This window comes from Streptomyces aurantiacus (assembly GCF_001418335.1).
In the GTDB taxonomy this organism is placed as follows: Bacteria; Actinomycetota; Actinomycetes; order Streptomycetales; family Streptomycetaceae; genus Streptomyces; species Streptomyces aurantiacus.
This window is the reverse complement of the sequence record NZ_LIPP01000180.1, coordinates 1-19,043: the sequence shown is the minus strand read 5'-3', so window position 1 is coordinate 19,043 and position 19,043 is coordinate 1. Positions and strand designations below refer to the sequence as shown.

Below are 19,043 nucleotides of genomic sequence, written 5' to 3'. Positions count from 1 at the left end.
TCCTCCACCTCCTCCACCTCCTCCCCCTTCTCATCCCAGACTCTGACGCTCCGTCGCATCACCGGAGGAGATCCACGGGACTCCCGGGACCCACAGGACTCAAGAACCCCGCGGGACCCGAGGCTGGAGTGGGCTGGACACGCGAGGGGGGAGTCTCCGACCATCACGCTCGCCTATCACGGCGGGGGAGCCTTCAACACCTTGACGCTGCGTCGTCCGACGGCACCCAGGGAGGAAGAGGAGACATGGGGCCCGTAGCCCGGTAGTCGCCCGCGCCGCAGGGGCCCTCCAGAGCGCGTACGACGTCCTGGGCGTCGTCGCGTGGGCCGTTGAGGTAGACCGATGCCCCCGCGGCCGAAGCCGATGCCCCGGGAGGCCGGCGGGGCGCTACGACGGTGCGCGCAGCGCGTCGACCGGTTCCATGCGGGCGGCGCGCAGCGACGGATAGAGGCCGGCGAGCAGGCCGACGAGGGCTCCGGCGAGCGGGGCGCCGAAGGCCAAGGTCAGGTCGAGTACCGGGGTCCACTGTTTGACGACGGCGACGCACACCACGACCGCGATGCCCAGGGCCGCGCCGACGATGCCGCCGAGCAGGCCGATGGTCGTCGACTCCAGCAGGAACTGGCCGGCCACCTGTCGCCTCGACGCGCCCAGAGCGCGCCGCAGTCCGATCTCCCCGACCCGTTCCATCACCGTCACCAGGGTGACGTTGGCGATGCCGATGGCACCCACCACCAGCGAGACCAGGCCGAGGACGAGGAAGAGGCCGTTGACGTCGTTCTGGACGCCGTCGCGTGCCTTGGACAGGTCGGGCGGCGCCACGACGGTGAGCGAGTCCTGGTGCCCGGGCGCCAGGGCGATCGGTGCCTGGCGCGCCACCTGCTCGGCCGCCCCGAGCGCGGTGTTGACCAGTACGAGGCTGACGTCCCGCAGGCCGAGGCGGTCCGCGCCGGTGGTGGGCGGGACGATGACGGCGGTGGACAGGCGCCGCTCCCGCTCGATGCCGCCGAGGACGCCGATGACCGTGTACGACTGGCCCTTGAAGAAGACCGCGGGGGCGTCCTCCACCCGGCTGATGCCGAGCAGCCGCGCGGCCTGGTCACCGAGCACCACCACCTGGTCGTGCCGGGCGAGGTTGCCGGCGTCGTAGAACCGTCCCGCGGTCATCGTGCCGCGTACGGCGGCGGGCAGCCCGGCCGAGGCGGCGACGACGGCCAGGGTCTGCCCGGAGGTGTCGCCGGGTGCGTTCACGTCGTTGGCCCGGACCTGGACGCTGTTGGTCGTGGCGGAGTCCCCGAGGGCGGCGGCCGATTCCACGCCGGCCAGCCGCCGGACCGCTTCGGTCCCCGACCAGTCCACCAGTGGCCCGGTGTCGGCCGAGTCGGGCTGCGCCGGCGGCACCTTCACGGTCACCGAGGTCGCGGTGAGCGCGTCGAACCGGCCGACGATCTGGTTGCCCGCGGTGGAGGCCACCCCGATGGTGATGACGAGCGTGGTGATGCCGAGCACCGTGCCCAGGGTGGTCAACGCGGATCGCATCGGGCGGGCGAGGACGCCGGCGAGTGCTTCCGTCCACAGGTCCCGCGGGTCCATCCGGGGGCGTTCGGCGCGTGCCCGGGCTGTTGCCTGGGCTGTTGCCCGGGCCGTCGCCCGGGCCGTTGCTGGGGCCGTTGCCGGGGGCGCGGGCGTCGGGTGTTTCCCGCGTGTCATACGGCCTCGGCCTCGGGGGTGAGGCAGCCGTCGGTGATGCGGACGCGCTGGCTCGCCCGGCGGCTGACTGCCTCGTCGTGGGTGATCAGGACGAGGGTCATGCCCTGGGCGCACAGGTCGTCGAAGAGTTCCAGTACGGAGAGGGTGTTCTCGCTGTCCAGGTTGCCGGTGGGTTCGTCGCACAGCAGCAGTGCTGGGTCGCCGATCAGGGCCCGTGCGATGGCGACGCGTTGGCGTTCGCCGCCGGACAGCCGGTCGGGCCGGAAGCCCGACCGGTGCCCCACCCCGACCCGCTCCAGCGCCTGGCGGGCACGGTCAAGACGGGTGCCGCGTTCGTGTCCGGGGCGTGGTTTGCGGTACGCCTCGGCCACCATGACGTTCTCGTCCACCGTCCGGTAGGGCAGGAGGTGGAAGGACTGGAAGACGAACCCGATCCGGCTGCCGCGCAGCGCGGTGCGTTCGAGGTCGCCCAGCCCGGTGGTCTCCACCCCGTCGAGCCGGAACGAGCCGGCGGTGGGCCGGTCGAGCAGGCCGAGTGTGTTGAGCAGGGTCGACTTGCCGGATCCGGAGGGCCCGACAATGGAGAGGTGCTCACCGCGCCGTACGGTCAGATCGACACCGCGCAGGGCGTGCACGGGCGGTTCGGTGTCGAAGGTCCTCTCCACACCGCTGAGTTCGATGACGACGTCCGGCCCGGAAGCCACGGAAGTCACGGAAGTCATCGGAGTCTTGGGCGTTACGGGAGTTACGGGAGTCATGGGACTCACTTGCCCACCACCACGTTGTCGCCCTGCTTCAGTGCGCCGCCGGCCGGCTTCACCTCGACGAGGCCGGCCGCGGACAGCCCGACGGTGACCCGTACGTCGCTGACGCCGGAGTCGCGCCGCACCTGCACCCGGGCCTTTCCGTCGGCCGAGGTCCGTATCGCGGCGAGCGGCACGGTCAGCACCTTGCCGTCCGAGGCGCCGATCTTGATGGTCACCTTCACCGCAGCCCCGGCCTGACCGGCCAGCGGGCCGGGGTCGGGTACGGAGATCCGCAGCGGGACCGGGGCCGAGGGGTCGCCGGCCGCCGGGGCTGTGTTGGTGGCGTCGGCGGGTTCGGTGCCGGATTCGGCGCCGGGTTCGGCACCGGGTTCGGCACCGGATTCCGATTCGGAGCCCCCTGACCCCTCCCCCGCGGACTGCTCGCCGTCGCCTTCCGCCGTCGAGGGCGCGGCGTCGGCGCCGAGCGCGGAGACGGTGCCCCGGGCCTTCTCGCCCCCCGCCGTCGCCAGCTCGACGGCCATGCCCTTCTTGAGCAGTTCGCCGTCCGAACCGGGCACGACCGTCTGGACCACCACCTCGGACCCGGTGACGGTGCCGATCTGGCCGGCCGGGACATCCCCGGTCTTCACCGTCACCTTGTCCAGTCGTACGGGCAGCTTCGGGAAGAACACGGCCTCACCGGCCGGAACCTTGGTTCCGTAAGTGGTCTGATAGGTGCTGAGGGCGGCGTTCGCCATGTCCAGCGCCTTCTGGGCGGACTTCAGCTGGAGCTTCCGGATCTCCTTGGCGTTGCCGGATTCCGCCGCCGGGGTGCTCGCGCCGGCTTCCGTACGTGAGTCCGTGCCGCTGCCGCTGCCGCTGCCGCCGCTGTCGGTGTCGGTGTCGGTCTTGGGGGCGGCTCCCGTCCCGCCGGTGCTGCCGGTGCTGCCGCTGCCGGTCATCGTGAGGAGCGTCTCCTGGGCGGAGGACACCGACTGCTGCAGCTCGCCCAGCTGCTGCTGTTCGTCCGGGCTCGGCTGCTGCGCCTGGTATCCCTTGTTCGCGTACCACTGGGTGACCGCCGCCGCGGTGCCCTGGCCGTAGTCGCCGCTGATCGCGCCGGGCTCGAAACCGAGCCGTCGCAGCGCTCGTTGGAGCTGTTTCACATCGTCGCCGGAGGCGCCGGGGCCCAGCGCGCGGTACATCGGGACCCGGCCGCTCAGCGCGAGTACGGGGCGGCCGTTGACCGCCATCAGAACATCGCCCTCCTTGATCCTGGCACCGGCGACCGGTGCCTTGGTGACCCGCTGCTCCGTACCTTCGCCGGCCGCCGCGCCCCCGGATGATCCGGTGCCCACGGGGCCGGCCAGTGAGAGTGGCTGGGGCGAGGCGAACTCGATGGAGCCGTTCGCCACCACGGTCGCGACGAGAGACTGCCGCTGGACCCCGACGGTCACCGGGCCGGCCTTCGGCGCGTCGCGCGCGGCGGCGGCATCGGCGGGGGAATGGACCTGAGTACCGGCCACCCAGCCGCCCGCGCCCACCAGGACCACCACGCCGACCAGCGCGCCCAGCTGCTTGCGTCCGCTGAGGTGTTTCACGCGCCGGCACCCCAGTACGGGTGGGCCTTCTCCTTGGGGAAGTACGCGGCCCGGAACTTCTTGCCGCACTCCAGGTCCTTCATGGCGATGGCGATGTCCTTGGTGAGCAGAGGCATCGCCTCCGCCTGGGTCAGCGTCGGCCTGTTCTCCGGCAGTGCTTCGGTGAGGTCGATCCGCACCATGTCGAACATGCCGGTCGGCTGGGTGGTGGAGACCGCGATGCCCTGCGCCTTCAGGCAGTCGGCGTACTCCTGCGCGAGCTGCACCAGCTGGGGATCGCCGTTGAGCTCCAGCCCGTTCGCACGGTTCTTGTCCTCCTTGTCGGCCTGCTCCTTCTTCTGGTCCTCGATGCTCAGTTCCGGTCCGTATGCCTTGGCCCTGCCCTCGGCGGTGCACCCGCCGAACTGCTCCCTCTCCGTCTTCGTCCCGGTCGTGGGCCGGATGCCGTTCAGCGCTTCGTCGTAGCTCTTCTGCTGGGCAGCGGTGAATCCCTTCTCGTCCCCGTCGTCGGGGGTGATGACCTTCCCGTTCTGCTTTCCCTTGGTGTTGGCGCCGGGGGCGTTCGGGTCGTCGGGGTAGGCGGCGGCCGCGTAGGTGCCGAAGCCGTACTTCTGCCGCGTCTTCTTCGCCAGCGCGTAGTCCTGCCCGTCGACCGAGTCGAAGGAGCCGGCGGCCTGCGGAGTCGCCACATGCGGGGTGTAGGTGAAACCCTGCTTCTTCATGCAGGCCGCGATGGCGTTCTCCTCGATGTACATCTTCTTGGTCGCGTCGTCCGTGCCGTCCGGGACGGTGAGTTGGGCGGCGCCGTCGACGGTCTTCGTACCGCCGCCGGCCGTGGAACCCGAACCGGCGTCGGAACCGGCCGAGTCACCCGAACCTCCGCATCCGCTGAGCAGCGGCAGCACGGCGACGGCCACAGCTGCGACCAGGGAGTTGCGTAGAGCGGTTTTAGGCATGTCCATGCCACACATCCATTCGGGGTGTAGTGCGGGTTGTCGTCAGAAGGTCGTCAGTGGGCCGTCAGGAGGTCGTCAGTGGGCCTGCAGTGGGCCTGCAGTGGGCCTGCAGTGGGTCGTCGTCCGTGGGTCGTCAACGGCCGGTCTCCTCGACGGCGTCGAAGATCCGGGGGTCGGTGGCCAGGTCGGTCAGCACGGACCAGTCCGAGGTCGTGGCCACGTGGTTCTGGCCGTTTTCAGCGGGGGCGTCCATGATTACTTGGACCGCCCAGCCGCCGGTTGTCACATAGGTAATGCCGAACGCGTACGAATCGCCCGGGTCCACGCGAGCGGGCAAGGACGTCTCGTCCACGTAGTAGCCCAGCACACGGTCTCCCGACTTCGTCCGGCTGACGAAGCATTTGACCGGGTGGCCGCCCCATGGAGTGGTGAGCTGGGGGCCGTGACCGTCCCGGCATCCCGAGGGACCGGGCGGAAGCAGGGAAGTCCCGGTGGCGGACCGCGCCACCGACACGTACAGGTCGCTCACCAGCCCGCTCTTGGGGTCGGTCAGCCGGAAGTACGTTGCCGGGCGCCGCGAGTGCTGCGGCTGCGCGGCGTCGACCGTGCCGGTCGACGCCGGGACGATCGACCGCAGCAGCTGCAGCGACGGATACCAGACCGTCGGTTCCACGGCCGGCAGCGAGCGCCGGGTCTCCGGCGTCGGCGCGAACACCCCGTACGCCCCGTACGCGCCGACCGCCACCACCGCCGCCATGGCCGCGCTGCCCAGGGCAGCACGGATCCGGCGTCGCCGCCTGATCCGCGTACCCTGCACGATCGCGCCCGGCACCAGATCCGGCATCGGCGGCTCCGGACCGGCATCCGGCCCGCCCAGCGCCTCGCCGAGCGCCTCGGCCAGGGCGAACCCGTCCTCGCCACCGCCATGTCTGCCCGCCATGCTCACCACCCCGCCTTCAGATAACCGGGCCCGGATTCCCCGCCCGTACCGGCGCGGGCCCCGCTCACGGGCAGTACCGTCGACGCCCGGTCGCCCAGGATGCGGCGCAGGGTCGCCAGCCCCCGGGAGGTCTGGCTCTTCACGGTGCCGGTGCTGCAGCCCAGCGCCGCCGCGGTCTCCTCCACGCTCTGGTCCTCCCAGAACCGCAGGACCAGCACCGCCCGGCTGCGCGCGGGCACCTGCCGCAGGGCGGCCAGCAGCACCAGCCGCAGATCGGGGTCCAGTACCGGGGCCGCCACCTCGTACTGGTGGGCACCGGGCCGCTCCCACCAGCGCCGCCGCCGGGTCTCGTCCACGAACGTACGGAACAACACCTTGCGGGCGTAACTGTCGGCGGACTCCATCCGTACCTTGCGCCACACCGCGTACAGCTTCGCCAGCGCCGTCTGCGTCAGATCCTCGGCCAAGTGCCAGTCACCGCACAGCAGATACGCGGCACGGCGCAACTGCGCCTGGCGGCTGCGCGCGAACTCGTCGAACTCGATGAATTCGGTGGCGATGCCGCCGTCGCCGTCGCCGTCGCCGTCGCCGACCTCGGAGACATCCTGTTCGTCCGGTGTCCGGATCACAGACCGCCTCCACCCGGCACCGCAACGGCGCGCGGTGAGAAGTACTTCATGCCGTACTGACGTGCTGGGCCGCACGGGAGGTTGTCACCAGTACGAGAAGTTTCGAGAAGCCATGTGGACGTCGTGGCGGCGGACCCTGTGTCCAGGAAGCCACAGACGCGCCCTCGAAGCGGAAATTTCCCACCTGACGCCGCGCCGCCGCCGGTGCCCATGCTCCGGAAGGTGGCGCAGCAAGTCGGGGACATTTTGGAGGCATGGAGACACTCTCTGGGAGCCACCGGCGACTGGCTGAGGACGGTCGTCGGATGACGGCCCAGGACGTGTCCGGTCGATCATGTGCGGGGTCGGATGACGAAGGCTGCAGCGAGTCCGTGGCCTGAGGCGCACTCCGCACGCGATCATCCTGCGGGCCCAATGTCAGTGCGGATTACTACAGTTGCTCCGCCGGCCCCCGCCCGTGCGGCCGGATCCGTTCTCGAAGGAGCTTCCAAGGTGCGTATACGAAGACGTGCGGCGGGTGCCGCGCTGATCCTGGCTACCGCGTCGTTGCATCTGCTCGGCGTTCCCGGCACGGCAGCGGCACAGACCCAGGGCGGCATCGTCCTGCCCGTGCGGTCGCACTGGCAGACCCTCGCCGACAGCCGGCATGTGTACGTCAGCGCGCCCGGCGACGACGCGGTACTGGCCACCGACCACGACGGGCAGGTCGTGAAGAAGGTGGAGGGTCTCGACGGGGCGCGGGGCATGACCGAGTCGGCCGACGAGTCCACCCTGTACGTGGCACTCCCGGACGCTGACGCGATCTCCGTCATCGACACCGCGACCATGACCGAGACGCGGCGCATCTCAACCGGGGCCGACACCGAACCGGAGAGCCTCGCCCTCGCCGGCGGCCGGCTGTTCTTCGGCTACCAGGCCACCGTCTTCGACGCCGGCATCGGGTCGGTCGCCATCGCCGAGGCGACCCCGACCGTCAGCCTCGACGACAACCCTGTCTGGTACGGCAAGCCGCGACTCGCCTCGTCGTCGGGCGCGCCCGACCGGCTCGTCGCCGCGGAGAGCCAGGGGGCGCTGGGCATGCGCGTGTACGACGTGGGCTCCGGCACGCTTCAGGAGACCGCCTACAGCGACGCCGTCGCCGATGTCGAGGACGTGGCGGTGACGCCGGACGGCAGCAGTGTCATCACCGCGAACGGCTCCAACTACTACCATCAGCGGTGGCGCCTGTCGGACCTGACGGAGGAGGCCCAGTACGACACCGGCCCCTACCCCAACTCCGTCGCTGTCGACTCCCACGGCACGGTCGCCGCGGGGGTCGTGGCGGGAGGGGAGTGGGACGTCTATGTCTACCGTCCGGGAGAGACCGCCGCGTACCGCACGGTCGCGTTGTCGCCGGGGTATGCGGATCTGCTCGACCGAGGCGTGGCCTGGGCGCCCGACGGCAACAGGCTGTTCACCACCCGCTTCCCTTACTCGGGCGAGGTCGTTCTCGACATCGTCACCGACGTCGCCAAGGCATCCAGCACGATCACTCTGTCCGCTCCGCCGACGAACCCCGTGGGCACGCCGGTCACCGTGACGGGAAAACTGACCTCGCTGGTCCCCTTCCCCAAGCGCAGAGCGGTCGCGGTGACGCGCAACGGCGTGGAGCTGCCGGATGTGAAGGTCGGACGGGACGGAACCTTCAGCTTCAACGACACCCCGCCCGACTGGAACACGTACCCCCAGTACACGGTCACCTACGCGGGCGACGCCCGGCATGTGCCCGGTACGGCGACCGTCATGGTCGAGTTCGTCGGCTGACCAGGCCGCGCAGGCGCAGTTTGCCCGAGCCCGTCACAACGGTGTGGGGTTGCTGTCCCGGAGGACACCGGCCCCATACCACCCTGCGTACCGGACGTCGTAGGGCCAACGGAATCGGATCCGCGCGGCCGAGTCGTCGTGGGATGTCGGGCGGCCAAGCCGGTGAAGCGCACGCACGGCAACGGCGCACGGCATCACCAGCTCACTCAGGCAGAGCCGCACCCAAGGAGCTACACCCGTTCTCGACCACTGTCCTCGCGTCGCGCGGCGCGGTATCGCCCAGGTGTCACACCGTGGGAACGGGCGAAAGCCCTGTGGAAGGCAGGGGCCGATTGATAGCCGACTGCTGCGGCGATCGACTCGACCGGGTCTCGGGTCTTGCGTAGGCGAACCGCTGCCAGGTCCATACGCCACTGTGTCAGGTAGGTGGCCGGGCTCTGCCCGATGGCTGCCGGGAACCGGCGGGACAGGGTCGCCCGGGAAACGCCGAGAGCGGAAGCCAGCGTCGTGGTGGTCCACGGCCGTGCCGGCTCAGCGTGCACATGTTCCATCGCGCTGCGCACCAGCGGGTCTTCGAGCACTCCGAGCCAGGTGCCACGGTGTCCGGACCGGGTAGGCAGCCAGGCGCGCATGAGTTGCACGAGCAGGACGTCGACCAGGCTGTTCAGCACCGCCCTCCCCGCTATCAGTGGGCGGCTCAGTTCTCGCCCGATCATCCGGACGGTGTCGTCGAAGCCGGGCTCGCCCTGGTCCCCGCGAATATGCACCACCTCCGGCAGCGCGCCGAGGACCTGGGTCCGCACGGTGTGGTCGCAGTCGTAGCTGATGGTCAGGATGCGGGTGCGGGCGGGCTGTGACCCCAGGCGAATCACCTCACCTGTCTCAAGCGCCCGGGCCGCCATCGCCGGATCGGCTACCGGAGCACCCGTCCCCGGCGCGCTGCCAAGCATGTGCGACGGCCCGTCCGGCATGAGCACGACGTCGCCCACCGCCAGCTCCAGGCTCTGCGGTGACGAGTGTTTGATCTCAAGCCAGGCGCTGCCGGCGGTGATCACGTGCAGGACTGCCGCAGTGCATTCCGTCACCGGAATCGACCAGCTCCCGCCTGCCTCGATCCGTGCGCCGATTGTGCCCCGCACGCCGGAGATCTCCAATACGTCCGCGACAAGATCCATGCACTCATGTTAGATGACGCAAACAATCAAGAAGAGGAGCTATTGAAGCATCGACCGCTCATCGGGTGCTCCATACGGTGAAGTCGTGACAACCGACACCATGCGGGCACTCGTCGCGACCGGCTACGGAGATCCCGAGCAACTCACGATCGCCGAGCTCGCCATCCCACGCCCCGGCCCCGGCCAGATCCTGGTGAAGATCGCCGCCTCGTCGATCAACCCCACCGATCTGCGCGTCATCACCGGCGGCTATCGCGACCTGGTCGACCTGCAGTTCCCCTACACACTCGGCAACGAGTTCGCGGGCACCGTCACCGAAGCCGGGCCGGACGTCACCCGCTTCCATGTGGGTGACGAGATCTTCGGCCTGGCTCTGCCCCGTCAGCTGCGCTCCGCCGCCGATCCTGTACGACCGTCACTGAGCACCGGCGCCCTCGCCGACTACGCGGTCTTCGAGGCGGACACGCCTGCACTGGGCCACCGCCCGGCCGCCCTCGGCGCAGAGCAGGCCGCGTCCCTGCTGATCGCCGGTGGCACCACACTGGCCATCATGGACACCGCGGACATCAGCCCCGGCGAGTCCGTCCTCGTCATCGGGGCCACCGGCGCGGTCGGTCTGACACTGATCCCGAACCTTGCCACGGCCGGCGCCGAGATTACGGCCACCGCCCGCACGACCGAGGCCGCTGACCTGCTACGCAGCCTAGGTGCCCACCACACGGTCGGCTACGACGATTACCCCACCGGCGTCGACGTCGTGCTCAACCTTGCGCTCTTCGCCGACGGCCTGCCCGCGGCGGCGCGCAGCCTGCGCCCGGGCGGCCGGCTGATCTCGATCGTCTTCCCCCCGCCGGAGCCTCGACAACTGGAACGCGACGACGTGAAACTGGCCTTCGTGATGCACATGGGCGATGAGACCAACGGCGCATGGGCCGTGGCCGAGGCCGCAACCGCGGGCCGACTCTCCACCCCGATCGCCCGCCGATACTCACTCGACGACGGTGTCGAAGCGGCAATCGACTATGCCCGCAGGCACCCGCTCGGCAAGATCGTCGTAACTGTCTGAGCAGTGAAGCCGCGCACCCTCGCTCCCGGGGTGCTGGGTGGGCCTGTTGAGAATGGCCTCGGCGAAGGGGAAAGGGTGTAGCTCCTTTCGAGGGACGGCTCACCTGCGTGACCTGCGGATCGGGGTGCTCCCAAGTGATCGACTCGGCCACCAGGGGGTCGGCGCGGCGACCTGCGTCCTCTACGCTGTCGACCTTCATGCGGAGCCGAGCGTGACCTGCGGAATTCCGGCAGGATCTCCACGACCGGCAGTCGAGTCGAACCGGCACATGCGCAGCTCAGCCTGTCCCTCGAAAAGAGCTACACCCAAGCCTGTCTGTTGAGACCAAGAGCGGTCCGCCCCGCGCAACTGCAACCAAAACTGCAACCACGGCACGAAGAAGGGCCCCACCGCGAACGGTGGGGCCCTTCGACATCGTGCCCGGTGAGGCACTGGCGGAGGATACGAGATTCGAACTCGTGAGGGGTTGCCCCCAACACGCTTTCCAACTCTGCTGGTGTCCGTTCCTGGTAGTTCAGGCCCGTTCAGATCCCGTGTGGTGTCGTCTGTCAGCACGGTCGCGGACGAGAGCGAACTTCCACGGATGAGACTGTCGTTGAGACTGATGCGCGCCCTCTGACTGAGATCGCCCTGAGTTCGTCCAGCAGTGCGGGTGCTGGGGATGCAAGCAGTTAGGCACTCGTCGGGACGGGCAAAGGGCCCCAGTCGAACGTGGTCCCGCTGAACCTTGTGCCGTCGAAGCCCACTGTGCCGCCGCTGAGGGTCGCGCCGTGGAAGGTGATCGTGCCGCCGCTGAGGGTCGCGCCATTGAAATCGACCGTGCCGCCAAGGAACCTCGCGCCATCGAAGCAGATCGAGCCGCTGGTCAGCGCCGTGCGGTGGAATCCGACCGCGCCGTTGTTGAACTCCGCGCGGACGAAAGTGACTGTACCCCCGCTGAACTCGGCACCGACGAAGGAAACGACGCCGTTGAACGCTGCGTAATTGAAGGTGACCAAGCTGCCGTTGAACTTCGCGTACTCGAAGGAGACGACGCCTTTGTTGAACTCCACGTTGGCGAAGTTGACCACGGTGCCGCTGCTGAACTCTGCGTCAGCGAAGGTGACCACACCTCTGCTGAAAACTGTGCCATAAAAGGTGATTGCGTCGCCGCTGAACTCCGCCCGGTCGAAGGCGACTCTGCCAAGGAAGTGGATTCTTGAGAAGTCGCCACCGTCGAAGGTCGCACCGGTGAAATCGAAGTCGTACGAGCACCAAGTGGTGGGGGCGTCCAGCTGGTGTAGGTGGTCTCGGATGACGCGAATGATGGTCTGCCGGACTTCCCGTTCCCCCACCCGGTGGCTGGTGCCTGATGCGTCGGGTTCGTAGGGCATGCGCAGGTAGGCGCATAGGACATCGATGCAGACCTGGCGTTGTTCTGCCCAGTCATCGGCGAGGCGCGCGAGCGCGTAGACGCCGGCGAGGCGCACGGCGGCCTGGTCGTGGCCGAGCTGTTCAGCGGCGGTGGTATAGCGGTCGGCGAGCTGGCTTGCTTCTGCGCGATGTGCGTCGCCTTCGGCGAGGAGCTGTTTGCGGTAGGCGTAGAGACCGGCGAGGACGGCACCGATCAGGGTCAGCGCGGTGACGGTCGCTGTGAGGACGTCGTTAATGTTGACCGGCTTGGAGGGCTTCTGGTCGGCAGCCCTCTGCGCGAAGTGCTCATAGGCGTAATGGTAGATACCCCAGCCGAGTGCACCGGCGGCCACCAGGGTCACAGGTGCCACGAGCCAAACAGGCAAGAGGTTCGGGGTGTACCGGCCCCGTGGGGCCTGCTGTCTGTGCCGCAGTGAGAATGCCACGTCAGGAGCATGGAGCCTGACGACAGCCTGGGTCAGCAGCTTGAGGAAAAGCCTTGGTGGGTTTTGGCTCGTTCGAGGCACGGTTCAGGCCTGAGGAGGACCAGGCTAAGGCAGTAGCGGGTTTCAAGGCCGCCGCGCGTCAGGGTCCCTGATGGACTCTGACCTGGCATAAACCTGAGTTGACTTGGCCCTCACAGTGTTGTGGCCCATGCATGGCCCACTAGCGCCTGATCCGTAGGTGGTGCACCCCTGAGGTAGGTGCCGCGCCGTCGGCTGAGCTAGTTACTCATCTCAATGATCGGTGTGCGCTCGGGTGGCATGCGTCGATGTTGATGCCGCCCCTACAGCGGTTCCGAGCGTTGTACCCACACGGAATTTACCAATTTAGCACCACATCCGTCTCATGTCTGAGATCCTGGAACCCCCGAGATCTCTCAATGGAGACACAAATGGAAAGCAGTAAAAGCCAGGAAGATTGGACCGATTCCTACAGGCGCCTACACCATAATTATACCGCATACTGCAATAAAATTCAGGCGCTGATCGGAGAGATCATCCAATCAGCAGGAGTTGACATAGTCCAGATCGACGGTAGAGCGAAAGACGTGGCAAGCTTTTCAGAGAAGCTGAAACGAAAAAAGGGGAAGTATGTAGACCCGCTCGCCGAAGTAACTGACCTCGTAGGCCTGCGCGTAATCACCTACTACATGGAAGATGTAGATAAGGTAGCGGATCTAATTGCTGATGAATTCAACGTCATTGAAGAACATAGCGGAGACAAAGCATCCGAACTAGCTGACGACCAGTTCGGCTATGCATCGTTTCACCTCATATTCGAGCTAGCGGACTCCCGGAAAACCTTGCCTGAGTGGCGAGCTTTCGCGAACTATCGAGCAGAGATCCAAATCCGCACCGCCTTGCAGCATGCCTGGGCGGCTGTGAATCACAAAATCGACTACAAGAAACCTCACGAGGTGCCCAGGGGGTTGCGGCGTAGGCTTTTCCGGCTAAGCGCGCTCTTCGAACTCGCCGACGAGGAGTTCTCGAACATAAGAGAGGAAAGTCGACAGATCTCAGAAGACTACGCAAGGGTCGTTGTCAGCGGGGACTACGACATAGACGTCAACGCGAACTCTCTGTCCGCATGGATATCAGTCGATCCCCTAATCCAAGATCTACTAAGTATGGCCCAGACGGCGGGATACCCATACATGGAAGAGCGCGACCAGGCCGAGTCCGATAGAACTCGCCTAGCGTCGACTCTAGATTCCTATTCCATCGATAACTTGAGCACGCTTGTGAACGTGCTAAAGAAATCGACTGATCGCGTGCCTCAAATACTCGCGGCCCTAAACGACGAGGACCACGAGGATAACGGTTTCACATCACCCGAGGATCTAGTGCTTCAGCTCTTTTTGGTCCTGAAAAAGGCAGAAACTGACGCATGGGGTGACCTGTATGCCTCCCATCTTGAGCATTTCGAAAAAGCCAAAAGTATCGCTCCCTAAATAGGCGCTCTGTTGATGCGGCTCTGAACGAGCGTGAACTTCCACGGATGAGACTGCCGTTGAGACTGGACAATTGTCACGAGCCGCGAACCGTAGTCCGCGATGGTGCTGCTTGGCGACTCTTTGATCCGTGGGAGAGTGCAGCCGGATGCCAGCACCCGCCAAGTCGGCACGACATGAGTATCTACGCGCTCAAAATCCGGCATGAGCGTCAGGTTGTACGCCAGCGTGCACCGTCGTTGATGTCAAGGCCAGGAGCGCGTGTGCCACCTGACCGCGGCCCTTCCCCTGTCAGGCCACCCAACCTTTCTCACCGCAACTCCAAAATACTATGCAATTGTTGCAGATTTCTAGCGCATTCACGCATTTCAATATAATTCACATGCGCGTCGGTAGACTCTGACTCTAGGTCCACAATAGCCTGATGGCTGGACCCTAGAATATGTCGAGCGATCACCAAGACCCTTGCTATGTGTGGTTCAATCTCTCTATGGTAGGCGTTCACTCGATCACTTGAGTACTTAAGAGAGTTCTCGGTGCGCACAGCGAATGGGATTTCGAAACTCATGCTCGGCTCGTTGCGCTGCCAGGCTTCACAAAATGAAAGAAGCAACTCGCGCGCGGCGACAATATCTGCAAGCAGGAGTCCTGTTTGATCGACCGCCGCTGCCGAGTCTCTCACGGCACCTGCTTCCGCATGCTGTTTCCATACCCTTAGCGTTTCCGGCGGATATGCGGCTTCCTCGGCATCGATGATTTTCGCGCAGGTCTTACATAGCCAGACGCCATTCTGGATCGATTTTCGTTCATGTGGCGTCATTGATGCGTTATACCTAGGCCCTCTAGGGCTGGCAGCATAAATATGAGCCGCTTCGCCCAAATTGAGTGCTTCTTCTGTATTCTGCCAAGCCGGTCGAGTAGTCAGCCGTCGGCAAGTCAGGTTGCTACATCGATGACCGGCTCGGGCCGCTAGAGAAGTCTTCGTCCGTGCGGAGAATTCATCACGCCTTGTTCCACCCATCCTTTGATGGTAGCGGGCCGCGGAGGTTGACACGGCACAACATCTCTGACCGGGATTTACTCTGGCATCACTGATATAGAAGCGTAGTGCCTTAGCGCTGAACAGGCATTATCCCCACTCGCAGAAGGCGACGGAAGCGTCGTCCCCAGACTTATAGCGTGGCCACCGCTGCCCATGGGGGTCTGTAGCCTCCACCTTGCGAACCGCGTCGATCAACTCTCGCGGCCCCCCTGCGCGGAGCGTTCTGAAGACCTCGGGCCAGGTCGCCATTGCGTAGTCCGTCACGAGGCATGCCGCGCCATCGGACAAGAGCGCGGCGGCGCGTAGATCCTCAGCGGGATTGCTGCCGGTCAGCGCATGTTCCGTGGCTTCGGGCCCTGAAGCCGCGACCCAGTACCCAGTTGCCGTGTTGCGGGTCTGCCGTTGCGCGAGTACCAGGCGACGCAGAGCCTCTTTGTGCTCTGCCGTATGGGTTTCGTAACGCCCGACTTCTTCCTTCAACTCCGGAAGGATTTCCTTCACGCGTAGGTCAGTGATCACGGAGAAGTCTTGGCGGTTTTCGAGCACGATCGGGGAGTCAGCCAGGACGAGGTGATCCAAGAAGCCTTCGCGCTGCCGGAGGATAGCCACCGTTGCAGATGGGGTTTCTGGATTCGCCAAGTCGCATTCGGGGTGCTTGGCCGCCACGCGTTCGAGGGCATTGGCCAAGCCGGTCGATAGTGAGCACTCCGGATCCGCCAGTGCGGCCACGAGCTGACTGCCTAGGTGTGCGACGTACCACGGAACGCCGTGGCGGCATCCCGTGTCCAGACCCGCAGTGCTGAGCCCGTCCAGCACAACGGCAAGAGCTGGTGTGCCGACGACCCAATCTTCGTTGGGTGACTACCTCGCTCAGCGCATGCAGTCGCAGTCCACGAACGCAGTCGCGTAAGGAGTCCCATGGCCAAGCGCGCCAAGCGCCCTGACGGCGCATCGTCCATCTACTTCGGCAAAGACGGCTACTGGCACGGCCGCGTCACGGTCGGCGTCCGCGATGACGGGAAGCCCGACCGGCGCCACGTCATGAGCAAGGTCAGTGAAGGGGAGGTCATCAAGAAGGTTCGCGCGTTGGAGAAACAGCGCGACGAGGGGAAGGTTCGCAAGCCGGGCCGACCGTGGACGGCCAAGGCTTGGCTGCTGCACTGGGTGGAAGAGATCGCCAGGCCGTCCGTGCGGGAGAACACCTACGCCGGGTACGAGGTAGCAGTCAGGGTGCATCTGGTTCCTGGCGTAGGTGCTCACCGACTCGACAAGTTGGAGCCCGAGCACCTGGAACGTCTCTACACGAAGATGCAGCGCAGCGGAAGCAAGGCCGCCACTGCTCACCAGGCACACCGGACGATGCGCACCGCGCTCAACCACGCGCTTCGCCGCGGCCACATCACCCGGAACGTGGCCATCCTCGCAGTGCCTCCGAGAATCGAAGAGGAGGAAGTCGAGCCGTACGACATCGATGAAGTGCAGCGACTCCTCTCCGAGGCAGCCAAGCTCCGCAACAGTGCCCGCTGGTCCATCGCTCTCGCTCTTGGGCTACGGCAGGGGGAGGCCCTCGGACTGCGCTGGTCCGACGTCGACCTCCCTAACGGCATCCTTCGCGTGAGGAAGAACAGGCTGCGGCCGAAGTACCTGCACGGGTGCGGGGGAGAGTGCGGCCGAAAGCCTGGGTACTGCAAACAGCGGGTCCGGAAGAACGAGGACACGGCCAACACCAAGTCACGAGCCGGCCGCCGGGTCATCGGGGTGCCCGCCGAACTGGTCCGGCTGCTGGAACTGCACCGCACCGAGCAGGATCGGGAGCGGCTGCTGGCCGCGAACGAGTGGCGCGAGACCGGCTTCGTCTTCACGTCGCCCCTGGGGGAGCCTCTGGTCCCCAGCACGGACTACGACGCGGAAGCAGCTCCTCACTGACGCCAAGGTGCGAGACGGCCGGCTGCACGACGCCCGGCACACCGCTGCCACGGTCCTGCTGATCCTCGGTGTCCCGGAACGAGTCGTGATGCAGATCATGGGGTGGTCGTCCACGGCGATGGCGGCCCGCTACCAGCACGTGACGGGCGGCATCCTGGCTGACGTGGCGCAACGGGTCGGCGGACTCATCTGGGAGGTGGCCAAGGCTGCCGACGAAGGCAGTCCGGACGGCTTCGTAGAGGCGCGTTGAGACTGTAGATGAGACTGCAACCGTCGAAGGGCCCCACCGCGAACGGTGGGGCCCTTCGACATCGTGCCCGGTGAGGCACTGGCGGAGGATACGAGATTCGAACTCGTGAGGGGTTGCCCCCAACACGCTTTCCAAGCGTGCGCCCTAGGCCACTAGGCGAATCCTCCGCGGCAAACAATACAAGACGTTGAGGAGTGCTCGCGAACTCGTTCCCCCCGCTCGGATCGGGTACTGTGAGCGCAGCCCCTCACGTGGCGCTATCTGACTGAACTCCCCCAGGGCCGGAAGGCAGCAAGGGTAGGTTGGCTCTGGCGGGTGCGTGGGGGGCGCTTGCGTTTGCGGCCGTGGGGCGGAGCCCGGGTGCGGCTCGGTGGCGGTGGGGTCGGGTGGACCCGGTACCGGCGGGCGGTCCCCGTTGTCAGTGGGCGCCTATAACCTCGTATGTGTGTCGTCTCTCGCGCTGTACCGCCGTTATCGCCCGGAGTCGTTCGCCGAGGTCATCGGGCAGGAGCATGTCACCGACCCGTTGCAGCAGGCGCTGCGGAACAACCGGGTCAATCACGCGTACCTGTTCAGCGGGCCGCGCGGCTGCGGGAAGACGACCAGTGCGCGGATCCTCGCGCGCTGTCTGAACTGCGAGCAGGGACCCACGCCCACACCCTGCGGGGAGTGCCAGTCCTGCCGCGACCTGGCGAGGAACGGGCCAGGGTCCATCGACGTCATCGAGATCGACGCGGCCTCCCACGGCGGTGTCGACGATGCCCGTGACCTGCGAGAAAAGGCGTTCTTCGGGCCCGCGAGCAGCCGGTACAAGATCTACATCATCGACGAGGCCCACATGGTCACGCCGGCCGGTTTCAACGCGCTGCTGAAGGTCGTCGAGGAGCCGCCGGAGCACCTCAAGTTCATCTTCGCCACCACCGAGCCCGAGAAGGTCATCGGGACGATCCGGTCGCGTACGCATCATTACCCGTTCCGGCTCGTTCCGCCCGGCACCCTGCGGAAGTACCTCGGCGAGGTCTGCGGGCGCGAGGGCATGCCCGTCGAGGACGGGGTCCTGCCGCTCGTCGTGCGGGCCGGAGCCGGGTCCGTACGTGACTCCATGTCCGTCATGGACCAGCTCCTCGCGGGGGCCCGCGACGACGGTGTGACGTACGCCATGGCCACCTCGCTCCTCGGTTATACGGACGGCTCGCTGCTCGACTCCGTGGTCGAGGCCTTCGCCGCGGGCGACGGAGCCGCGGCCTTCGAGGTGGTCGACCGGGTCATCGAGGGCGGCAACGACCCCCGCCGCTTCGTCGCCGACCTGCTGGAGCGGCTGCGCGACCTCGTGATCCTCGCCGCCGTGCCCGACGCCGGAGAGAAGGGGCTCATCGACGCCCCCGTCGATGTGGTGGAGCGCATGACGGCTCAGGCGAGTGTGTTCGGCGCCGCCGAGCTGAGCCGCGCCGCCGACCTCGTCAACGACGGGCTGACCGAGATGCGGGGCGCCACCTCGCCCCGCCTCCAGCTTGAGCTGATCTGTGCGCGCGTGCTGCTGCCCACGGCGTACGGGGACGAGCGGTCCCTCATGGCACGGCTCGACCGGCTGGAGCGCGGGGTGAACTTCACGGGTGCGGTGGCGTCCGGTGCGCCTGCCATGGGGTACGTGCCTGGGCCCGACGCGCATCCGGGGGCGGCAAGCACGGGAATGGGCATGGGAATGGGGAAGGGGATAGGTGCGCAGGGCGGTGGTCCTGTGGGTGGTCCTGCCGGCGGGGCGGCTTCCTCTGGTCAGCCCGTCCAGCCCGTTTCGTCTGTTGCGTCGGGTGGTGGGGTCGCCGCCGCTCGCGCCGCGGTGCGGGGAGGCGGAG

14 protein-coding genes, 1 tRNA gene, 1 other RNA gene and 1 pseudogene are annotated in these 19,043 nt (G+C 66.8%); 6 read left to right on the top strand and 11 right to left on the bottom strand.

Annotated elements, in window-relative coordinates; genetic code table 11:
- Window positions 1–387 precede the first annotated feature (387 nt).
- The 6 genes from AOK01_RS23520 to AOK01_RS23495 all read right to left on the bottom strand — a co-directional run bounded on the left by AOK01_RS23520 (window position 388) and on the right by AOK01_RS23495 (window position 6,582).
- The gene (locus AOK01_RS23520; protein ID WP_055514887.1) at window positions 388–1,593 is read right to left on the bottom strand and encodes an ABC transporter permease; all 1,206 of its coding nucleotides are present in this window, start codon (window positions 1,591–1,593) and stop codon (window positions 388–390) included.
- A gap of 113 nt (window positions 1,594–1,706) precedes the next feature.
- A complete protein-coding gene (locus tag AOK01_RS23515) occupies window positions 1,707–2,432 on the bottom strand; it encodes an ABC transporter ATP-binding protein (RefSeq protein WP_055514885.1) in 726 nt (241 codons plus the stop codon).
- A 41-nt stretch (window positions 2,433–2,473) separates the two neighbouring features.
- Window positions 2,474–4,057: a peptidoglycan-binding protein gene (locus AOK01_RS23510; RefSeq protein ID WP_055514883.1), complete on the bottom strand. Its 1,584-nt coding sequence runs from the start codon at window positions 4,055–4,057 to the stop codon at window positions 2,474–2,476.
- Window positions 4,054–5,019 (bottom strand): hypothetical protein, encoded by a 966-nt coding sequence (locus tag AOK01_RS23505; protein WP_055514881.1) that lies wholly within the window; start codon window positions 5,017–5,019, stop codon window positions 4,054–4,056. Before AOK01_RS23505 ends, AOK01_RS23510 begins: the two co-directional genes overlap by 4 nt.
- A 127-nt stretch (window positions 5,020–5,146) precedes the next feature.
- On the bottom strand, window positions 5,147–5,953 hold the full coding sequence (locus tag AOK01_RS23500) for a hypothetical protein (RefSeq protein WP_055514879.1): 807 nt from the start codon (window positions 5,951–5,953) through the stop codon (window positions 5,147–5,149).
- A gap of 2 nt (window positions 5,954–5,955) precedes the next feature.
- Window positions 5,956–6,582, bottom strand: coding sequence for a SigE family RNA polymerase sigma factor (locus AOK01_RS23495; RefSeq protein WP_055514877.1), 627 nt, complete (start codon window positions 6,580–6,582; stop codon window positions 5,956–5,958).
- Window positions 6,583–7,074: 492 nt separating this feature from the next.
- Between AOK01_RS23495 and AOK01_RS23490 the strand changes: the two genes are divergently transcribed.
- Window positions 7,075–8,385 carry a hypothetical protein gene (locus tag AOK01_RS23490; protein WP_055514875.1) on the top strand — a complete coding sequence of 437 codons (1,311 nt, stop codon included), beginning with the start codon at window positions 7,075–7,077 and terminating at the stop codon, window positions 8,383–8,385.
- Between the two features lie 230 nt (window positions 8,386–8,615).
- On the opposite strand, the gene AOK01_RS23485 is transcribed toward AOK01_RS23490, so the two are convergent.
- On the bottom strand, window positions 8,616–9,560 hold the full coding sequence (locus tag AOK01_RS23485; protein WP_055514873.1) for an AraC family transcriptional regulator: 945 nt from the start codon (window positions 9,558–9,560) through the stop codon (window positions 8,616–8,618).
- Between the two features lie 85 nt (window positions 9,561–9,645).
- Between AOK01_RS23485 and AOK01_RS23480 the strand changes: the two genes are divergently transcribed.
- Window positions 9,646–10,626, top strand: coding sequence for an NADP-dependent oxidoreductase (locus tag AOK01_RS23480; RefSeq protein ID WP_245702379.1), 981 nt, complete (start codon window positions 9,646–9,648; stop codon window positions 10,624–10,626).
- 671 nt (window positions 10,627–11,297) lie between these two features.
- Here the strand turns inward: AOK01_RS23480 and AOK01_RS23475 are convergent.
- Window positions 11,298–12,380: a pentapeptide repeat-containing protein gene (locus tag AOK01_RS23475; RefSeq protein WP_055514871.1), complete on the bottom strand. Its 1,083-nt coding sequence runs from the start codon at window positions 12,378–12,380 to the stop codon at window positions 11,298–11,300.
- Window positions 12,381–12,913: 533 nt separating this feature from the next.
- Here AOK01_RS23475 and AOK01_RS41555 point away from each other — a divergent pair.
- The gene (locus tag AOK01_RS41555) at window positions 12,914–13,972 is read left to right on the top strand and encodes a GTP pyrophosphokinase (protein WP_157871451.1); all 1,059 of its coding nucleotides are present in this window, start codon (window positions 12,914–12,916) and stop codon (window positions 13,970–13,972) included.
- 310 nt (window positions 13,973–14,282) lie between these two features.
- Here AOK01_RS41555 and AOK01_RS43680 read toward each other — a convergent pair whose 3' ends face one another.
- Together AOK01_RS43680 and AOK01_RS23470 are read right to left on the bottom strand one after the other, a co-directional pair.
- A complete protein-coding gene (locus AOK01_RS43680; RefSeq protein WP_157871449.1) occupies window positions 14,283–14,792 on the bottom strand; it encodes a hypothetical protein in 510 nt (169 codons plus the stop codon).
- A 309-nt stretch (window positions 14,793–15,101) separates the two neighbouring features.
- Window positions 15,102–15,830, bottom strand: a complete 729-nt coding sequence (locus AOK01_RS23470; RefSeq protein WP_079103684.1) for a protein phosphatase 2C domain-containing protein — start codon at window positions 15,828–15,830, stop codon at window positions 15,102–15,104.
- A gap of 102 nt (window positions 15,831–15,932) precedes the next feature.
- Here AOK01_RS23470 and AOK01_RS23465 point away from each other — a divergent pair.
- Window positions 15,933–17,190: pseudogene (locus tag AOK01_RS23465) on the top strand (tyrosine-type recombinase/integrase).
- 79 nt (window positions 17,191–17,269) lie between these two features.
- On the opposite strand, the gene AOK01_RS23460 reads toward AOK01_RS23465, so the two are convergent.
- Window positions 17,270–17,357 (bottom strand) — tRNA-Ser (locus AOK01_RS23460).
- Between the two features lie 71 nt (window positions 17,358–17,428).
- Between AOK01_RS23460 and ffs the strand changes: the two genes are divergently transcribed.
- Window positions 17,429–17,527: signal recognition particle sRNA small type (gene ffs, locus AOK01_RS40360), an RNA gene on the top strand.
- 108 nt (window positions 17,528–17,635) lie between these two features.
- On the top strand, window positions 17,636–19,043 hold a 1,408-nt coding region (locus tag AOK01_RS23455; protein ID WP_213862142.1), incomplete at its 3' end, for a DNA polymerase III subunit gamma and tau.

What these genes read in the sequence shown, in the direction of transcription:
- AOK01_RS23520 (WP_055514887.1), bottom strand. Translation starts at nt 1,593, where the DNA reads ATGGACCCGCGGGACCTGTGGACGGAAGCACTCGCCGGCGTCCTCGCC.
- AOK01_RS23515 (WP_055514885.1), bottom strand. Translation starts at nt 2,432, where the DNA reads ATGACTTCCGTGACTTCCGTGGCTTCCGGGCCGGACGTCGTCATCGAA.
- AOK01_RS23505 (WP_055514881.1), bottom strand. Translation starts at nt 5,019, where the DNA reads ATGGACATGCCTAAAACCGCTCTACGCAACTCCCTGGTCGCAGCTGTG.
- AOK01_RS23500 (WP_055514879.1), bottom strand. Translation starts at nt 5,953, where the DNA reads ATGGCGGGCAGACATGGCGGTGGCGAGGACGGGTTCGCCCTGGCCGAG.
- AOK01_RS23485 (WP_055514873.1), bottom strand. Translation starts at nt 9,560, where the DNA reads ATGGATCTTGTCGCGGACGTATTGGAGATCTCCGGCGTGCGGGGCACA.
- AOK01_RS41555 (WP_157871451.1), top strand. Translation starts at nt 12,914, where the DNA reads ATGGAAAGCAGTAAAAGCCAGGAAGATTGGACCGATTCCTACAGGCGC.
- AOK01_RS43680 (WP_157871449.1), bottom strand. Translation starts at nt 14,792, where the DNA reads ATGACGCCACATGAACGAAAATCGATCCAGAATGGCGTCTGGCTATGT.